17 protein-coding genes are annotated in these 16,274 nt (G+C 69.2%); 6 read left to right on the top strand and 11 right to left on the bottom strand.

The window, feature by feature from the left end; genetic code table 11:
* Positions 1–10: 10 nt before the first annotated feature.
* The gene (locus ACFJGT_RS15785; protein WP_377839032.1) at positions 11–751 is read right to left on the bottom strand and encodes an SDR family NAD(P)-dependent oxidoreductase; all 741 of its coding nucleotides are present in this window, start codon (positions 749–751) and stop codon (positions 11–13) included.
* 112 nt (positions 752–863) lie between these two features.
* On the opposite strand from ACFJGT_RS15785, the gene ACFJGT_RS15790 reads away from it, so the two are divergent.
* Together ACFJGT_RS15790 and ACFJGT_RS15795 are read left to right on the top strand one after the other, a co-directional pair.
* Positions 864–1,481, top strand: coding sequence for a TetR/AcrR family transcriptional regulator (locus tag ACFJGT_RS15790; RefSeq protein ID WP_377839035.1), 618 nt, complete (start codon positions 864–866; stop codon positions 1,479–1,481).
* A gap of 95 nt (positions 1,482–1,576) precedes the next feature.
* Positions 1,577–1,900, top strand: a complete 324-nt coding sequence (locus tag ACFJGT_RS15795; protein ID WP_377839038.1) for a hypothetical protein — start codon at positions 1,577–1,579, stop codon at positions 1,898–1,900.
* An 11-nt stretch (positions 1,901–1,911) separates the two neighbouring features.
* On the opposite strand, the gene ACFJGT_RS15800 is transcribed toward ACFJGT_RS15795, so the two are convergent.
* Entirely contained in the window at positions 1,912–2,919 is a 1,008-nt protein-coding gene (locus ACFJGT_RS15800; protein ID WP_377839042.1) for an aldo/keto reductase, read from the bottom strand.
* 154 nt (positions 2,920–3,073) lie between these two features.
* On the opposite strand from ACFJGT_RS15800, the gene ACFJGT_RS15805 reads away from it, so the two are divergent.
* From ACFJGT_RS15805 to ACFJGT_RS15815, 3 genes are read left to right on the top strand one after another with little or no spacing between them, the layout of a single operon-like run.
* The gene (locus ACFJGT_RS15805; RefSeq protein WP_377839045.1) at positions 3,074–4,705 is read left to right on the top strand and encodes a flagellar hook-length control protein FliK; all 1,632 of its coding nucleotides are present in this window, start codon (positions 3,074–3,076) and stop codon (positions 4,703–4,705) included.
* Positions 4,702–4,995 carry an EscU/YscU/HrcU family type III secretion system export apparatus switch protein gene (locus ACFJGT_RS15810; RefSeq protein WP_377839047.1) on the top strand — a complete coding sequence of 98 codons (294 nt, stop codon included), beginning with the start codon at positions 4,702–4,704 and terminating at the stop codon, positions 4,993–4,995. Before ACFJGT_RS15805 ends, ACFJGT_RS15810 begins: the two co-directional genes overlap by 4 nt.
* Complete coding sequence (locus ACFJGT_RS15815; protein WP_377839050.1) at positions 4,992–6,158, top strand: GNAT family N-acetyltransferase; 1,167 nt, start codon at positions 4,992–4,994, stop codon at positions 6,156–6,158. Before ACFJGT_RS15810 ends, ACFJGT_RS15815 begins: the two co-directional genes overlap by 4 nt.
* On the opposite strand, the gene ACFJGT_RS15820 is transcribed toward ACFJGT_RS15815, so the two are convergent.
* Positions 6,076–7,086 (bottom strand): hypothetical protein, encoded by a 1,011-nt coding sequence (locus ACFJGT_RS15820; protein WP_377839053.1) that lies wholly within the window; start codon positions 7,084–7,086, stop codon positions 6,076–6,078. The genes ACFJGT_RS15815 and ACFJGT_RS15820 overlap by 83 nt on opposite strands.
* A gap of 96 nt (positions 7,087–7,182) precedes the next feature.
* Here ACFJGT_RS15820 and mog point away from each other — a divergent pair, with 96 nt between their 5' ends.
* A complete protein-coding gene (gene mog, locus ACFJGT_RS15825) occupies positions 7,183–7,716 on the top strand; it encodes a molybdopterin adenylyltransferase (RefSeq protein WP_377839057.1) in 534 nt (177 codons plus the stop codon).
* 162 nt (positions 7,717–7,878) lie between these two features.
* Here mog and ACFJGT_RS15830 read toward each other — a convergent pair whose 3' ends face one another.
* The 8 genes from ACFJGT_RS15830 to ACFJGT_RS15865 form a co-directional block, all read right to left on the bottom strand.
* Complete coding sequence (locus ACFJGT_RS15830) at positions 7,879–8,448, bottom strand: glutathione peroxidase (protein WP_377839061.1); 570 nt, start codon at positions 8,446–8,448, stop codon at positions 7,879–7,881.
* Between the two features lie 123 nt (positions 8,449–8,571).
* Positions 8,572–8,958, bottom strand: coding sequence for a response regulator (locus tag ACFJGT_RS15835; protein ID WP_047578914.1), 387 nt, complete (start codon positions 8,956–8,958; stop codon positions 8,572–8,574).
* Between the two features lie 10 nt (positions 8,959–8,968).
* Positions 8,969–10,075 (bottom strand): chemotaxis-specific protein-glutamate methyltransferase CheB, encoded by a 1,107-nt coding sequence (gene cheB, locus ACFJGT_RS15840; protein WP_377839067.1) that lies wholly within the window; start codon positions 10,073–10,075, stop codon positions 8,969–8,971.
* On the bottom strand, positions 10,075–10,668 hold the full coding sequence (locus ACFJGT_RS15845) for a chemoreceptor glutamine deamidase CheD (RefSeq protein WP_377839070.1): 594 nt from the start codon (positions 10,666–10,668) through the stop codon (positions 10,075–10,077). The genes cheB and ACFJGT_RS15845 overlap by 1 nt, the downstream gene beginning before the upstream one ends.
* Complete coding sequence (locus ACFJGT_RS15850) at positions 10,665–11,543, bottom strand: CheR family methyltransferase (protein WP_377839074.1); 879 nt, start codon at positions 11,541–11,543, stop codon at positions 10,665–10,667. Before ACFJGT_RS15850 ends, ACFJGT_RS15845 begins: the two co-directional genes overlap by 4 nt.
* Before the next feature lie 3 nt (positions 11,544–11,546).
* A complete protein-coding gene (locus tag ACFJGT_RS15855; RefSeq protein WP_377839079.1) occupies positions 11,547–13,364 on the bottom strand; it encodes a methyl-accepting chemotaxis protein in 1,818 nt (605 codons plus the stop codon).
* Positions 13,365–13,430: 66 nt separating this feature from the next.
* Positions 13,431–13,943, bottom strand: a complete 513-nt coding sequence (locus ACFJGT_RS15860) for a chemotaxis protein CheW (RefSeq protein WP_199086446.1) — start codon at positions 13,941–13,943, stop codon at positions 13,431–13,433.
* The gene (locus ACFJGT_RS15865) at positions 13,940–16,264 is read right to left on the bottom strand and encodes a chemotaxis protein CheA (RefSeq protein WP_377839084.1); all 2,325 of its coding nucleotides are present in this window, start codon (positions 16,262–16,264) and stop codon (positions 13,940–13,942) included. The genes ACFJGT_RS15860 and ACFJGT_RS15865 overlap by 4 nt, the downstream gene beginning before the upstream one ends.
* Between the last annotated feature and the right edge of the window lie 10 nt (positions 16,265–16,274).

Raw genomic sequence — 16,274 nt, forward strand, 5'->3', positions numbered from 1 at the left:
GCCATCAGCGTCAGGTGTTCACGCCGCCATCGATGGCGAAGCCCGCACCAGTGATGAAGCGCGCCTCCTCGCTGGCGAGATAGGCGACGAGCCCGGCGATATCCTCCGGCTGGCCATAGCGCGGGATCGCCATGCGCGCCCGCTGGGCATCGGCGCCCGGGCCACCGGCAGGATTCATGTCGGTATCGGTCGAGCCAGGATGGACGATGTTGACGGTGATGCCGCGCGGCCCGAGATCGCGCGCCAGCCCCTTGGTGAAACCGATGAGCGCCGCCTTGCTCATCGCATAGAGCGTGGCACCCGGCTCGACGACCCGGTCGGCAAGGCAGGAGCCGGTCGAGATGATCCGCCCGCCCTCGCCGAGATGCGCCGCAGCCGCCTGCGAGGCCAGCACCACCGCGCGGACATTGACGGCAAGCGTCGCGTCGATATCGGCGAGGCTCCAGTCGGAGACCGGACCGCCGCGCCAGATCCCGGCATTGTTGACGAGGACGTCGAGCCCGCCGAGCACCTTGGCGGCTTCGTCGACCGCGCGCGTCACGGCGGCAGGATCGGCGCTGTCGGCGACGATGGCGAAACCCTTGCGGCCGAGCGTCTCGATCTCCTTCACGACCTTGCCCGCCTTGTCGGCGGAGCGCTCATAGGTCAGCGCGACATCGGCGCCCTCGGCTGCGAGCCTGCGGGCGATGGCGGCACCGATTCCGCGGCTGCCGCCGGTGACTAGGGCGCGCTTTCCGGCCAGGCGTGACATGGCAAACTCCATTTCTATAACGATCGATACATAATAACTGGCGCGCTTGCCCTCAGCCGTCAAGCGAAATATATAACGAACGATACAGAATAAATTCGGGGAGGCGAGCCGCATGGCCGAACGGGGCCGTCCACGCAGTTTCGACCGGCAGGCCGCGCTGGAGCGCGCCATGGAGGTGTTCTGGGAGCGCGGCTACCAGGCAGCCGCGATGAGCGACCTCACCGAGGCGATGGGCATCAACTCGCCGAGCCTCTACGCCACCTTCGGCAGCAAGGAGGAACTGTATCGCGAGGCCATCCACCATTTCGCGGCGACCGAGAGCGACGACATCCTTGCGCCCCTTCAGAACGAGCCCACCGCGCGGGCCGCGCTCGAAGGCTATCTCATGGCGAGCGCGAAAACCTTCACCCGGCCCGGCCGGCCGCCCGGCTGCATGGTCGTGCTTTCGGCCGTGAATGCCGTCGGCGTCGGCGACGAGACCAGCCGCATCCTGCGCGAGATGCGGGCCGGCAGTGTGACCATGATCGAGGAGCGGCTGCGGCGGGCCGTCACCGAGGGCGAGCTGCCGACCTCGCTCGATCCGCATCCGATCGCGAGCTACTACGTCACCGTCCAGCAGGGCATGTCGATCCAGGCGCGAGACGGCGCCTCGCGGCAAACCCTGGAAACAATCGCGCAGGGTGCGATGGCGGCCTGGGACAGTCTCACCAGGTCACACGCGGCCGCGTGAGGGCCGGCGTTAACGCCTCGCTGAGGCTGATTTCAGGCTTTCCTTGCCGTTGCGGCAGATCGCGGCATCCTGTCGGCAACCGGGAGACCGCCCTCATGCGCCGTATCGCCGCCCTCGCCTGCCTGCTCGCGACCGCCACCTTGCTGCCTGTCCAGGCCGAGGCGGCCAAGTTCCGTTTCGGAGGCCGCAGCTCCGGGTCGTCGGCCACGACCAGCCGCAACATCGTCGTCGTACCCGGCATCGCCGCGGGAGCGCGCCGCGCGCAAGCCGCGACCGACCAGCCCGAGCGCGTGCCCTTCCCCACGGCGACGGCGCAGCGCGAGGAGCCTCTGCCGTTGCGCCTCTCGGCGAATGGCGAAGCCAGGAAGCCCTGGTGCCAGACGGATGTCGTGGTCAACGGCTTCTGCATGATGAACTGAGGGCCGGTCCCTCAGGCGCGGCTGACGCGCCCTTCCAGCGGATAGGCCGGGTCGCTGTACCCCGGCGTCGAGGGATGTCCCGCAGGGACCAGCCGGTCGACCAGCGCCTCGTCCTCGGCGTCGAAACCGGCATCGAGCGCCGCGAGATAGGCCTCCCACTGCTCGAAGGTGCGCGGGCCGGCGATCGCCGCCGTGACGAAGGCGTTGTTCAGCACCCAGCGCACCGCGAACTGGATCGGCGTCAGGCCTTTTCGCGCCGCGTGATCCTTGATCGTCTGGGCGATGATCAGGCTCTCCTCGCGCCATTCCGCCTGCATCATCCGCCGATCACCGCGTCCCGCGCGCGTGCCCTCCGCTGGCGCCTGGCCCGGCGCGTATTTCGCGGTGAGAACGCCGCGCGCCAGCGGCGAATAGGACGCCACGCCCAGCCCGAAATAGCCGCAGGCCGGCAGGTGCTCGACCTCGGGCATGCGGTTCATCGCGTTGTAATAGGGCTGGCTGACGACGGGGCGGTCGATGCCGATTTCGTCGCAGAGCCGGCAGATCTCGGCCAGTCGCCAGGCGCGGTAGTTCGAGACGCCGAAATGCCGGATCTTGCCCTGGCGCACGAGATCGGCGACCGCGTGCACGGTCTCCTCCAGCGGCGTCGTATGGTCCTCCTTGTGGAGGTAATAGATGTCGATGGTCTCGGTGCCGAGCCGGCGCAGGCTGTCCTCGCAGGCGCGCAGGACCCAGCGCCGCGACAGCCCGCCATGCATCGGCCCCTGCCCCATCGGATTGGCAACTTTCGTCGCCAGCACCCAGTCATAGCGATGAGCCGCAATGGCGCGGCCCGTCACTTCCTCGGACTGGCCCTCGTTATAGGCATCGGCCGTATCGATGAAATTGATCCCGGCTTCGCGCGCGCTGTCGATGATCCGCCGCGACGTCGCCTCCTCAGTCGGGCCACCGAACATCATCGTGCCCAGGCAGAGCGGCGAGACCTTGAGGCCGGAGCGGCCGAGACGGCGGTAATCCATGGCAGATATCCTCGAACGGGGTAGCCAACCCTGCCGCAGCGCAGCGCCCGAGACCAGCGCCCGACGCGCAGGCGCGTCCTGCATGGCGCGGCCGGCCGGCAAGGAAATGCTTAATCTTTCGTGACAGGGTGATGCGTCGTCACAAGGCCACGCGATGAATCTCGCCCAGCTCGTCAAGAGCCAGACCCTCGCCACCCTGCTGCAAGCGCTCGACGCCGGCGGAGAGCTGACGGCTGGCCGGACGGTGCAGGCCAGGCTCGCCTCGCTGGAGCCGGACGGCACCGCGACCGCGATGATCGGCGACAGCAAGGTCGCGCTCGTCCTCGCCGGCCCGCAGGCGCGTCAGGCCGCCCTGCTGCCGGGCGCCACGCTGCTGCTGCGGCTCGACGCGCCCGAGCAGCCCGGCGGCGACCTGCGCGCCACCCTGGTGGAAGTGCGCCCGCCAGCGGCAGCGGCACCCGGGCAAGGCCAGCCCCTACCGACCCCGGCGCCCCAACCTGCACAGCCGGCCACTCCGCCGGCTTCGGCAGCGGCTCCAGCCCGTCCAGCCCCGGCCGCGGTCCCCGCTCCCGCGCCACAGCCGGCCACGACTTCGGCACAGGCCGCACATCCGCCCTCGCCGGTTGCGATGCAGCAAGCCTTCCTGCAGCAAGCGCTGAAAACGCTGGGCCTGCCGGCCGCGCAGCCTGCCGCGGCGCCCCCGGTCGCGACAGGCGCCACATCCGCCAACCCGACCGCCGCCAATCCCGCCTCGCCGCCAGCCGCTGCGTCTCCCGCTGCTCCCGTCATCTCGGCCGCGACCGCGCGCGCCATCGCCGGGCCACTGCTCGGACCGATGCTGCAACAGCAGGGCGGGCTCGCCCCGCTCTTCGCCAATCTGCGCGCCTTAGCGCAGGGTTCGATCTCGCTCGCCCTGCCGAAGACTCTGCCGCCCGCGATCCAACAGGTGCTGGCGCAAGCCATTCCCGCCGAACGGCAGAGCCCGACAGCGGTGAAACTGAAGGAAGCCTTCCAGGCGTCCGGACTCTTCCTCGACGCGCGCCTTGCCGCCGCGCTGCCCGCGCCGCGGCAGGGCGATCTCAAGGCCGGCCTCCAGGCGCTGCGCGAAACCTTGCTGCCGATCATCGACGCCCTGTCGCCGGATCCGAAGGCGAGCCGTCATGAGCATGGCAGCGAGCCGGCCGCGGACCAACAGGCCGGCTCCACCGACCAATCCGCCCGCCTCGCCCCGCCGCGCCGCGACGGCCCGCTCGCGCCGCAGCCCTCCGTCGAACCCTCGCTGTCGCCGGGCGAGAAGCCGCTCGCCATCGCCGAGACATTGCTCGACCAGACCGAGGCCGCGCTCGACCGGATCAAGCTGACGCAATACGCCTCGCTGCCGCTGGAGCCCGCCCGGCAGGACGGCACGCAAGCAGCGCAACGCTGGCTCGCCGAAATCCCGCTTGCCTTCCAGCAGGGCATCTCGATGCTGCCGCTCCAGGTCGAGCGCGACCCGCCCCGCCGCGATGCGCAGGGCGCAAGCCTGCCGATCTGGCGCATCCGCTTCGCGCTCGATGTCGAGCCGATGGGTCCGCTCCAGGGCGTCGTCACCTTGCAGGGCCGCGATGTCGGCGTCTCGATCTGGGCCGAGCGCGAAGAGACCAGCCAGCTCCTGCGCGGCGCCGCGCCCGGCCTCGAAGGTGCCCTGCTCGATGCCGATTTCGCCAGCGGCGCCATCGACATCCAGACCGGCCAGCCGCGTGTGATGCAGCCGACCGCCGGCCAGTTCCTGGACCGCCTTTCATGAGCGCGCCGCAGCCTCCCCGGATCGCCGTCGCACTGGAATATGACGGGCACGGCGCGCCGCGCGTCACCGCCAAGGGCCGCGGCGAATTGGCGGAGCGCATCGTCGAGACGGCGCGCGAGCACGATGTCGCGGTCGAACAGAACGCGATCCTCGCCCAGGCCCTCTCGGCGGTCGAGCTCGACGACCAGATCCCGGAGGAGCTCTACCGCGCCACGGCGCAGGTCATCGCCTTCGTCCTCTCTCTGCGCGGCGAGTTGAGCCGGCCGAACCGGGACGGCCATCGGTCTTGAGCACGGGTATCGTCGTCAGGCGCCTCGGCTCCGCCGCTTACGCGGAACTGGGGCCGGTTTTCGCGGAGCTCGCGCGCCACGCGCTGGAGCCCAATCCGCATATGGCGCCCTCCGCCGTCTCGGCTGCGACCTTGCTCGTGCCGGAAGAGGAGATCGTCATCCTCTGCGCCTGGTACAGTGAGGCGCTCGATTTCGAGCAGCTCGTCGGAATCTGGGCCTTCCGGCGCACGAAAGGTTGGCGCAGCGGTTTTTCCGCCGCCCTCGCCGCGCCGCTGGTGCCGCTTTACGAGGTCTCCTCGCTGCCGGTGCTCGACCGCGACCATGCCTCGGAAGCGGCGCGGGCCCTGATGCGCTATCTCCTCGCCTCGCACGACCTGCCGCATCGCCTGCTGCTGCCGCTGCTGCCGCTCGACGGCCCCTGCTATGCCGTCCTCGCCGAAGCCTGCCGCCAGACCGGCAGCGCGATCTCGACCTATGAGCGCTGGGTCCGGCCGGTGATGATTCCGCGCCCGGAGGACAATTTCGAAGCCTATCTCAGGCGCGCGCTCGGCTCGTCCTACAAGAAGCGCATGCAGCAGTTCCGGCAGGTGGGGAAGCAAGGCACCCTCACCTTCCGGCGCAATCGCGGCCGCGGCGCGCTGGAAGCGCTCGACGCCTTCCTTGCGCTGGAAGCCTCGGGCTGGAAGGGTGCGGAAGGCACGGCCATCGCCTGCCTGCCGACTGATACCGCCTATATCCGCCGCCTGGCGGAGCTTTGCGCCGCCGACGATACCTTGCTGATCGACACCTTGCTGCATGACGGCCGCGCCATCGCCATGGGCCTGCTGGTCGAGAGCGGCAACCGCCGGCATTTCCTCAAGATCGCCTATGACGAAACGCAAGGACGCCACTCGCCCGGGCGGACCCTGGCGATCGCCATGCTGCAGGCGGATTTCAACGGCACGCCGCCCGCCTTCTTCGACAGCGGCGCCGGCGAGGGCGTCGATGCCGGCACCTATGTCTGGGGCGAACGCCGCGAAATGGCCAATGCGATCATCCGCGTCGGCCCGGGGCGGGCCGGCGCCACGCAGATGGCAGCCTTCAGCCGGATGTGGCTGCGGCGCCTGCGGGATTTCGTCCAAGCCCGATCCGCGAGAAGAGCCAGCGGCCGACCTCAGGCTTGAAGTGCAGGGTATCGAGCCAGTAGCGCGATGATGCCTTGCCGGGGTCGAAATCCTCGAAGGGATGATCTGAGACGAGGTCATGGAACGGCAGGCTGCGGCGTGCCGCCAGAGCTGCAACGTCGCGGCGCCAGGACGCCAGTTCCGCTCCACGGCCGCCGGTTTCGACGAGCTGCCGCTGCGCCGCGCTCATCGGCGACAGGACGATGATGATCTCCCGCCCCCTCAGCAGGTCGAGCGCCTGTTCGAGATGAGCGAGATCCTCGGGCCGATAGACCATGGCCGCGACATTCTGCTCGCGCGTGATCTTGCCCACCAGCTCCGCATCGAAATCCGGCGTCGCCTTGTAGCCGTCCGCGTGCCAGAGGCCGGGCTCCGTGCGCAGGGCGCGCGGTCCGCGCAGGTTGTCGATCACCTTCGGGTTGAGCACGACCGAGACCAGCGCCTCGCGGCGCCCGGATGCCGTCGCGAGCTTCCGGTCGATCGGCGGCGGAGGCGGCCAAGCCGTGAACATGAAATAGTCGAGCGCGATCACGACCCGCCTGACGCTGCCGACATCGACGGCCAGTGCCGCGAGCGTCGGCAGCTCCCGCGCCATCAGGGCTGAGAAGCCGGCATTGTAGACCTCGCCTGCCGCAGCGGAGGCGTCGCTTGGATCGAGGCCGCGATAGACCACCGACGAGCCGATCAGCAGCGTCTGCGGCTTCAGCCTTGCGATCTGCAGCGGCTTGATCAGGCGCATCTCGACATCGAGCAGGCGGCTCACGCCCGTCCCGTCGCGGGTCCAGGGCGGGTTGTCGCGAAACACCCAGTACGGATCGCGCCAAAGGGTGAGAACGGTCAAAAGCCCCACCACGAGCACCACCGTCGCCGCGAAACTGGCGGCAAATCCCCTGGCAGGGTTGGACGGAGACAAGGCGGCGGAGCGCATGGCGTTGCGCTAGCAGATCGACCGAATGCTGGCGAGCCCGCTTGACCGTCCATCGCCCCCCGCCGATAGAGCAGGCTTGCCCGCAGGAGAGAGCCGATGACCGCGACCGCCCGGATTGGAATCGTCACGGTCTCCGACCGCGCCTCGGCCGGCGTCTATGCCGATGAAGGCGGGCCGGCCATCGAGGCCTATTTCCGGAAGGTCCTGACCTCGCCCTGGGAAGCCGTCGCGCGTGTCATCCCCGACGATCGCGCCGTGATCGCCGAGACGCTGCGCGAGCTCGCCGACAAGGAGGGTTGCTGCCTGATCGTCACCACCGGCGGCACCGGCCCGGCTCCGCGCGACGTCACACCGGAGGCGACCGAGGACGTCGTCGAGAAGCCGATGCCCGGCTTCGGCGAATTGATGCGTCAGGTCAGCCTCGCCAAGGTGCCGACCGCGATCCTCTCGCGGCAGACGGCGGGCATCCGGGGCAAGTCGCTGATCGTCAACCTGCCCGGCCGCCCCCGCGCCATCGCCGAATGCCTGGACGCGGTGATGCCGGCGATCCCCTATTGCATCGACCTGATCGAAGGGCCCTGGCTCGAAACCGATCCAGCGGTGATCGCGGCGTTCCGGCCGAAGAAGTGAAAAAACTCCCGTCAGAGTAAGAGACGCGGGTCATCCCGGACGGAGCGAAGCGAAGATCCGGGATCCATGCCGGAGCCTCAATCGGGAGCGCTCCGGCATGGATCCCGGGTCTCCCTGCGGTCGCCCGGGATGACCCGCGCGTTTTACCTCAGAATGAGGAAGTCACCCAGCCGCCAGCTCCCGCCCGATCGCCTGCACGAGCTGCGGCGAGAGTGGGTCGGTCCCCGCCGGAAAGCCACCGAGCAGCGCGCCGTCGCGGCCGATCAGGTACTTGTGGAAGTTCCAGCGCGGCGTATCCGCCGGTCGCTCGCTCGCAGCCCAGCGGTAGAACGGATGCGCCTCCGGCCCGCGCACGACGGTCTTCTCGACGAAGGTATAGGTCGCGCCATGGCTCTGCCGCGCGGCTTCGGCGATTGCCGCGCCGTCGAGCGGCTCCTGCCCGCCGAAATCATTGCTCGGCACCGCGACGAGCATCAGCCCGCGCGTCTGGTAGCGCTGCCAGAGCTGCTCCAGCGTCGCCATCTGCCCGGCATAGCCGCAGCGCGTCGCCGTGTTGACCACGAGGATCGGCCGGCCGCGATAATCGGCGAGCGGCATACGCCCGCCATCCGGCCTGTCGAAGCCGAAGGCATGGGCGCCCGTCAGGGCCTGCGCAACGGCCACGCGCGAGGCGAGCCCCGTCGCGGCAACTCCGGCGATCTCGGCGACGATCTGGCGGCGCGTGGGCGACATGGCTTCTCTCCGGTTCGACGGCCGAACGGGCGTCATCATGCCCGAAAGCAAAAAGCCCCGCAGCCGGCCGGCGCGGGGCTTCGCTTCACGATGGCGAGACCGCAAGGCCCCGGCAGGCAACCCTCAGCAGGCGAGGACCTTCTTCACGCGCACTTCGAGGTCGCGCAGCTCGTAGGGCTTCACGACGTAATGGTCGGCGCCGTTGCTGGTCGCCTCGTCCATCTTGTCGACCGAGCGCTCCGAGGTCGCCATGATGATCTTGATCTGGTTGAGCTCCGGCACAGAGCGGATGGCGCGCAGCAGGTCGATGCCGCTCATGCCGTCCATGTTCCAGTCGAGCAGCAGCAGGTCGTAGCGCTTGGTCTGCATCTTCATCAGGGCCTCGCGGGCGTTCTCCGCCTCGTCGATGTCCTGGAACTCGATCTGCTTGAGGAAATAGGTCGCCAGGCCGCGCATGCTCTTCTGGTCGTCGACCACCAGGATGCGGTATTCGCTTCTGGCCTTTGACATAACAATCTCCTTACGCGGTGCGCAGGTTCGGCCTCTCGCCGATCAGCTGGCTGACCGCGGTACCAATCTGGGTCAATGGAACGACCCTCTCGGTCGCTCCCAACTCGTAGGCCGCTTTCGGCATCCCGTTTACCACGCAGGTTTCCCCGCTTTGGATTAACGTCTCGGCGCCGGCTTTGCGCATGGCTAACAATCCGTCAGCGCCGTCGCGCCCCATGCCGGTGAGCAGGATGCCGACCGCATGGCTGCCGACGCTGCGTGCCACGGAATGGAACATCACGTCGACGGACGGCGAATGACCGCTGACCAGCGGCCCCTCGCGGAGCACGCAGACGAACTCGCCGCGGCGCTCCTCGATCTCGAGATGGCGCGGCCCACCCGGTGCCACCACGGCCATGCCGGGACGCAGCTTATCACCGTCAGCGGCCTCGCGCACATCGAGGCCCGTCGCGGTCGCAAGCCGCGCCGCGAACTTCGCCGTATAGCCCGGCGGCATGTGCTGCACGACGACGATCGGCAGCCTGAGATGGGCGAGGTCCCGCATCACCGTCTGCACCGCCGGCACGCCGCCGGTCGAGGCGCCGATGGCGATCAGCGAGGTCTTGCCGCTGCGCGCCGGCTCCCGCGACAGAGCCGCAGCCGGGCGGGCGGGCACGGCGGCAGCCACCTGCGCCACCTGCCGGGCGGCTGCAAGCATCTTGCGGCTGCCCGCAGCGCGCTGCAGCGCCGCGACGAGGTGCTTCATGAAGCCGTCGAGCGTATGGGTCGTGCCGTCGGGCTTCTCGATGAAATCAATCGCGCCCAGTTCCAGCGCCTGGATGGTGTTGTCGGCGCCCGGCCCGCCGAAGGCCGAGACGATCAGCACCGGCAGCGGGTCCTGCTTGAGCACCCGCGCCAGCAGCTTCAGGCCGTGCCGGCCCGGCAGTTCGAGATCGAGCGTCACGACATCGGGCCTGAGCTCCTGGATGGCGTCCCAGCCCTCCTCGGCGCTGCCGGCGATGCCGATCACCTCGAAGCCCGGCGCAGAGTTGATGATCTGCGTCATCAGCTTCTGCATCAGCACGGAATCGTCGACGACGAGGACCTTGACCGGATTTCCGGAGGATAGCGGCGTCATCACCAGACCTCCACTTCACCAGCCACAGGCTGCGTCTTGAGCCGGTTGAGATAGGCGATTTCCTGCTCGTGGCCGCTGTCGCGCGACGTCGGCTGGACATGCTGTACCCAGGCCCGGCCGGTCGCGGGCTGGTAATGGATGCGCCGCGAGCGCGTGCCGCCGACATCGCGCGAGACCACCGGAATGCCCTCGACCTTCAGGAACTCGTTGACGAAGGCGATATTGCCGTCACCGATCGCCAGCATCGTCGCGCCCGAGAGCACGCGCGCCCCACCGAAGACCTTCGCCTCGAAATTGCTCCTCTTGGCGCCGCGCTTCAACAGGTCGTTGATCAGCACCTCCATGGCCGTGTCGCCATAGCGCTCGCCGGCGCTGGCATCCGAGCCGCCATTGTTCTTCGGCAGCAGGAAATGGTTCAGGCCGCCGACGCCGGCGACGGGGTCGCGCATGCAGACCGAGACGCAGGAGCCGAGCACGGTCGCGACGATCTCATCCTTGGCGGAGGTGATCTCGTGCTCGCCCGGCGCGACGGTGATGATCGTCGCCTGGAAACGCGGGTCGAAATAGCGGCGGGAGGACCGGGAAACGCTCATGCAGTCCTCTCGTAGATGGTGCGGCCGATCAGGCGCAGCTTCGGATGCGGTTGCGGCAGCGATTCCGAATGCCCGAGATAGAGGAAGCCGCCCGGCGCCAGCAGCGCCACGAAACGGTCGAGGATCGAGGCCTTGGTCTGCGTGTCGAAATAGATGAAGACGTTGCGGCAGAAGATCACGTCGAACGGGCCGCTCATCGGCCATTTCTCGATCAGGTTCAGGCGCTTGAAGGCGATCATCCGGCGCAGCTCCTCGCTGATCCGGGCCTCGCCCCGCCCCGCCCCGCCTTCGAGCTTGAGCATCGGCTTCACGTCGGCCGGCAGGCGCTCGAACAGCTCGGCCGGATAGATGCCCGCCTCGGCCCGCGTCAGGATATCGGTGTCGATATCGGTCGCCAGGATCTTGAAATCGAGATCGCTGCGCGGCCCCACCACGTCGCGGCAGGACGCCGCGATCGAATAGGGCTCCTCGCCGGACGAGCAGGCCGCCGACCAGATGCGGATGCGGCCGCGCCGGCCGGACCGCTCCTGCATGAGGCGCGGCATCACGTCCTTGCGCAGATGGTCGAAATGGTGGCGCTCGCGGAAGAAGGCGGTGTGGTTCGTGGTCACCGCATTGATCAGCTCGGGCAATTCGCCCGCCGCCTGCGGCGTCTTCAGGAAGGCGCAGTATTCCGCGACCGAGTTCATGCCGAGCGCCTTGACGCGCCGCGCCAGGCGCCCGCGTGTCATCGCTTCCTTGTGTTCGCGGATGACGATGCCGGCCTGCTCATAGACCAGCGTCGCGATGAACTTCATGTCGTCGCGGGTCAGCGTGACATCGGCCATGGCGGGCTGCGCCAGCGCGAAGGGATTGGACGAGGCAGGTCTGTTCATCTCTCAAATCCCCATCCGGCCGCCCGCGGCGACGCGACGATGCTGTGTCTGCTGCACAGGGCGGGGCTGCGCTGCAGCGCCCGCCGGCGCGACGCTGCGCCGGGCCGGAACAGGCACGCCATGCGAATGATGTTGGCCGCCGAGCGCCTCGATATGGGCGTGCAGTGCAGCCGCCTGATCGGCGAGCTCGGCCGCGGCCTCGGCGCTCCGCCCGGCCAGATCGGCGTTCTGCCTGACGCCCTTGTCCATCTTCGCGACGCTGCGGCCCATCTCGCCGGCGCCTTCAGCCTGCTCGGCCGTGGCGGTGGCGATCTCGGAAACCGTCGCGGAGACCTTGCCGGCCGCCGCGACGATGCGCTCCAGCGCCGTGCCGGTCTCGCGGACGAAGCCGACGCCCTCGGCGACCTGCCCGTTCGACGAGGCGATCAGCCCCTTGATGTCCTTCGCGGCCTGCGCCGAGCGCTGTGCCAGCGAGCGCACCTCGGACGCGACCACGGCGAAACCCTTGCCGGCATCGCCGGCACGGGCCGCCTCGACGGCGGCATTGAGCGCGAGAAGATTGGTCTGGAACGCGATCTCGTCGATAACGCCGACGATCTCGGAAATCTTCAGCGACGAGCTTTCGATCCGCTCGATCGCGCCGATCGCGCGGGTGACGACGCCCTGGCCCTGCCTGGCGACGCTCATCGTCTCGCCCGCGATATCGCCGGCCTCGCGGGTGCGGATGCTGCTGCGCCCGACCGAAGCCTTGACCTGCTCGGCAGCGGCGGAAGCCTCGCCGAGATCGGCCGCAGCCCGCCCGGCGCCGGCTGCAAGCTCGGTGGTCGCGGCATCGACCTCGGCCGCAGCCTGCGAAACCCGCCCGGCGGTCGCCCGGATCGTTTCGAATGTCGCCCCGAATCGTTCGAGCGTCTCGTTGAGGCTGTCCTGAAGCTGCCCGAGGCTGCCCTGGTGAGTCACGGGAACGCGTCGGTTCAGATCGCCCTCCGCCATCCCGGAGACGGCATCGGCCATCTGGTCGAAGGTCCCCTCGAACAGCGCGTTGATCCGGTTCAGGCCCTTGACCGCATAGCCGAGCGGCAGCGGCTGCCCTTCCGACGACAGGCGGCGGGAAAAGTCTCCGGCCTCGGCCGCCTCGACCAGCGCCACGATCTCGGCGGCGAGCTTGAGATCGCCGGTCATCTCCCGCCATTCCACGGCCGTGCCGAGGCTGCGGCCATCCGCGCGCACCATGGCGGTCAAGGTCAGGCAGACCGTCCGGCGGCCGAGCGTCAGGCGCACCGGCTGGCCGCCGAGCGGCTGGTGCTCGCCCTGGACGCGCTCCATGACGCGGCCCAGCATGTCCTTGGCGGAGCAACCCGGAAAGGCGGCGCGAAAATCCTCCTGCGCCTCGCCGAAGAAGCGCAGCAGCGCCTTGCTCGCATAGACGACGCGGCCATCGGTATCGCAGAGCATGATGCTGGCGCGGCCATGGTCGAGCGCAGCGCGCAGCCGTTCGGTTTCCTGGGCCTGCTCGTGGATGGATGCAAGTGCGCGCGACAACTCCGCGCCCTCACCCGAACCCGACGTGCTGGGAAGCGCGACCTCGCCGCCTTCGGCCAGGCGCGCGGCGGCCGCGGCACTGCGCGCGAGCGGGCGGGTCGCACCCCAGGCAGCCAGGCCGCCGAACAGCGCAACGGCCGTCACCGCGGCAGCGCCCAGGCCGGGCGCACCAGCGATGGCGGCATAGGAAGCGAGGCTGCCGGCGAGCGCCGCCGAACCGGCGGCGAGCAGCGGCTGGCTGACCGAGAGACGTGAGAAGGGGCCGAGCGCGCTGCCCATATGGTTCAATCGTTTCTTGTTCTCGCCCGCTTGTTGAACGCTACGCTCGGGCTGGTCTCGAAAAGGTCAGGCGGCCCGGCTGGTCTTGATCTGGGCCTCGGCGCCGCCGTCGCGGATCACGGCCGCAAGGTCGAGCAGCGCGACGATGTCGGTGTCGAGCAGGACGAGGCCCTCGATCAGGCCGTGCTCGTCGCGCTCCAGGTCGGGAGCCGGGCGAACCGCGGAAACCGGGACATCCACGATGTCCGAGACCGAGTCGACCAGCAGGCCCGCGGTCTTGTCCTCGACATCGACGACGACGATGACATGGGTCGCGGTCGCCTCGGTGGCGCCGAGCCCGATCGCGGTGCGCAGGTCGTAGACAGCCAGGATGACGCCGCGCAGGTTGAGCACGCCGCGCACATGCGGGGCCGCGTGCGGCAGCGGCGTCGTCGCCTGCCAGCCCTTGATCTCGCGGACCATGCCGACATCGATGCCGAAGGTGCGATCGCCGACCTTGAAGGTCACGATCCGGCGCGCAGCCGATTCAGGCTGCGCCGACGAGAAATGCTTTTCGCCGAGTTGGAGGGTCATGGTCATCCAGCCATCTTGAGGTCAGATTGGGGGGGACGGCTGCCGGAGGCGGCGAGCCGCAGCATCGAGTCGATATCCAGGATCAGGGCGACGAGACCGTCGCCGAGGATCGTCGCCGCCGAGGCACCGTTGACCGCGCCGTAATTCGCCTCGAGGCTCTTCACGACGACCTGCTGCTGGCCGACGATCTCGTCGACGGCGATGCCGACATTGTTGCCGCGCTCGGTCTCGGCGATGATGACGATGTTCTCGTTGGTCGTGCCCATCGAACCCATCACGTCGCCCAGCCGGTAGAGCGGGGTGACCTCGCCGCGCCAGCGCAGGACTTCCTGGCCGAAGGGCAGGCGCTCAATTGGGGTCGAAGCCAGGTGCTGGGTCTCGATCACAGACGCGATCGGGATGACGTAGCGGTCGTCGCCGCAGCGGATCACCATGCCCTCGAGCACCGCAAGCGTCAGCGGCAGGGCGAGCGTGAACTTGCAGCCGCGGCCCGGCTCGGAATCGACGCTGATGCGCCCGCCGAGCGATTCGACATTGCGGCGCACGACATCCATGCCGACGCCGCGGCCGGAGACGTCGCTGACGACCTCGGCGGTCGACAGGCCGGCGGCGAAGATGAGCTGATCGATCTCCTCCGGCTGCAAGCGCTCGTCAGCCCCGACGAGACCGCGCGAGCGGGCCTTGGCCAGAAGCCGGTCGCGGCCGATGCCGCGCCCGTCATCGGTGACGGAGATGACGATGCGGCCGGCGCGATGCTCGGCGACCAGCTTGATCGTGCCCTCGCGCGGCTTGCCGGCCTCGACACGCTCGTCCGGCGTCTCCAGCCCGTGATCCATCGAGTTGCGGATCATATGGGTCAGCGGATCGGCCAGTTCCTCGATGATCGTCTTGTCGACCTCGGTGTTCTCGCCTTCGAGCACGAGGCGCACTTCCTTGCCGAGCGTCTGGGCAAGCTCGCGCACCAGGCGAGGCATGCGCTGGAACACGGCCTTCACCGGCTGCGCGCGCACGGCCATGACATGGTCCTGCAACTCGCGGGTCTGGCGCGACAGCGTCAGCATGCCTTCGGCCGTCTTGGCGTGAACGTCATAGGGCAGCGAGCGGACGCATTCGACCAGCATCGACTGGGTGATGACGATCTCGCCGACGAGGTTCATCAGCTTGTCGATGCGATCGAGATCGACGCGGACGCTGACCGCCTGGCGCTGGCGCGCCGAGTTATCGGGCGCAGCCGGGGCACGCGGCGCGGCGCGAGCAGCGGCCGGCTCGGCTGCGACGACCGGAGCGGCGACCGCAACCGGGGCCGGCGCGGGCTGGATATCGGGCTCGCTCGCCGCTTCCGGCGCCGCGCCGAGCTTGGCGAGGATGGCCGAGAGATCGGCGGCGACCGCGCTGGACACTTCCGGCTCGGCAGCCGGTGCCTCGACGGCCAGCGGTGCTTCGGCCACGGCTTCCGGCTCGGGGAAGCTGATCTCGAACTCCTCGTTCGCGAGGCTGAAATCGAAGCGGCCGTGCAGGTCCTCGACCGAGAGTTCGGTGCGCAGGTCGACGTCGAAACGCAGCCAGCAATCGCTGACATCGATGCTTTCGAGCGGCGGCACCTGGCTCAGGTCGCAGCGGATCGAGACGATGTCGTCGGCCGGCAGGGAACCCAGCACGACACGCGGCTCGATGACGCGGCGGAACAGGTCCGGCTCCGGCATGATGCGCAGGTGCACGTCGCGGCCGGGCTTGCCGGCGGCAGGCGCTGGCGCTGCGGCCGGCTCGTCGTCCCAGCCGTCATCGGCAGCGGCGGCGGCAGCCGGAGCCGCCGTCTTCGCCTCGACCATGGCGAGCAGGTTGCCGAGCGCGGCGATGCCGATGGGCGCATCGTTGCTGGCGGCGGGAGCGGCCGGTGCCGGGGCGGGCGCGACGGGAGCCGGCGGCGGCGCGGCGACCGGGGCCTGCGGCTCCTTGCCGACCTGCTCGAGCGCGGCCAGCAGGTCCGGGCGCTCGGTCGCGGGCTCGTCGTTGCGGGCGGCCGAGACCAGATCGGCGACGGCATCGGCGCAGCGCAGGAACAGCGCGAACGGCGCGTCCTCGATGGCGACGCGGCCTGACCTCAGATGGTCGAGCGAAGCCTCGAAGACATGCGCGAAGCCGACGAGCTCCGTGCAGCCGAAGGCACCCGCACCACCCTTGATCGAGTGAATGGCGCGGAATGCGGCATTGACGTCCTCGGAATCGGTGGAACCCTCGTCGAGAGCCTGGAGCTTCTGCTCCAGCGCGCCGAGGAGCTCCTCGCATTCCTGGAAGAAGGTCTGCTTGAGTTCTGCCAACGGATCCATCGGCCAGCCT

The sequence above is a fragment of the Allobosea sp. UC22_33 genome (assembly GCF_042700715.1).
Taxonomy (GTDB): Bacteria; Pseudomonadota; Alphaproteobacteria; order Rhizobiales; family Beijerinckiaceae; genus Allobosea.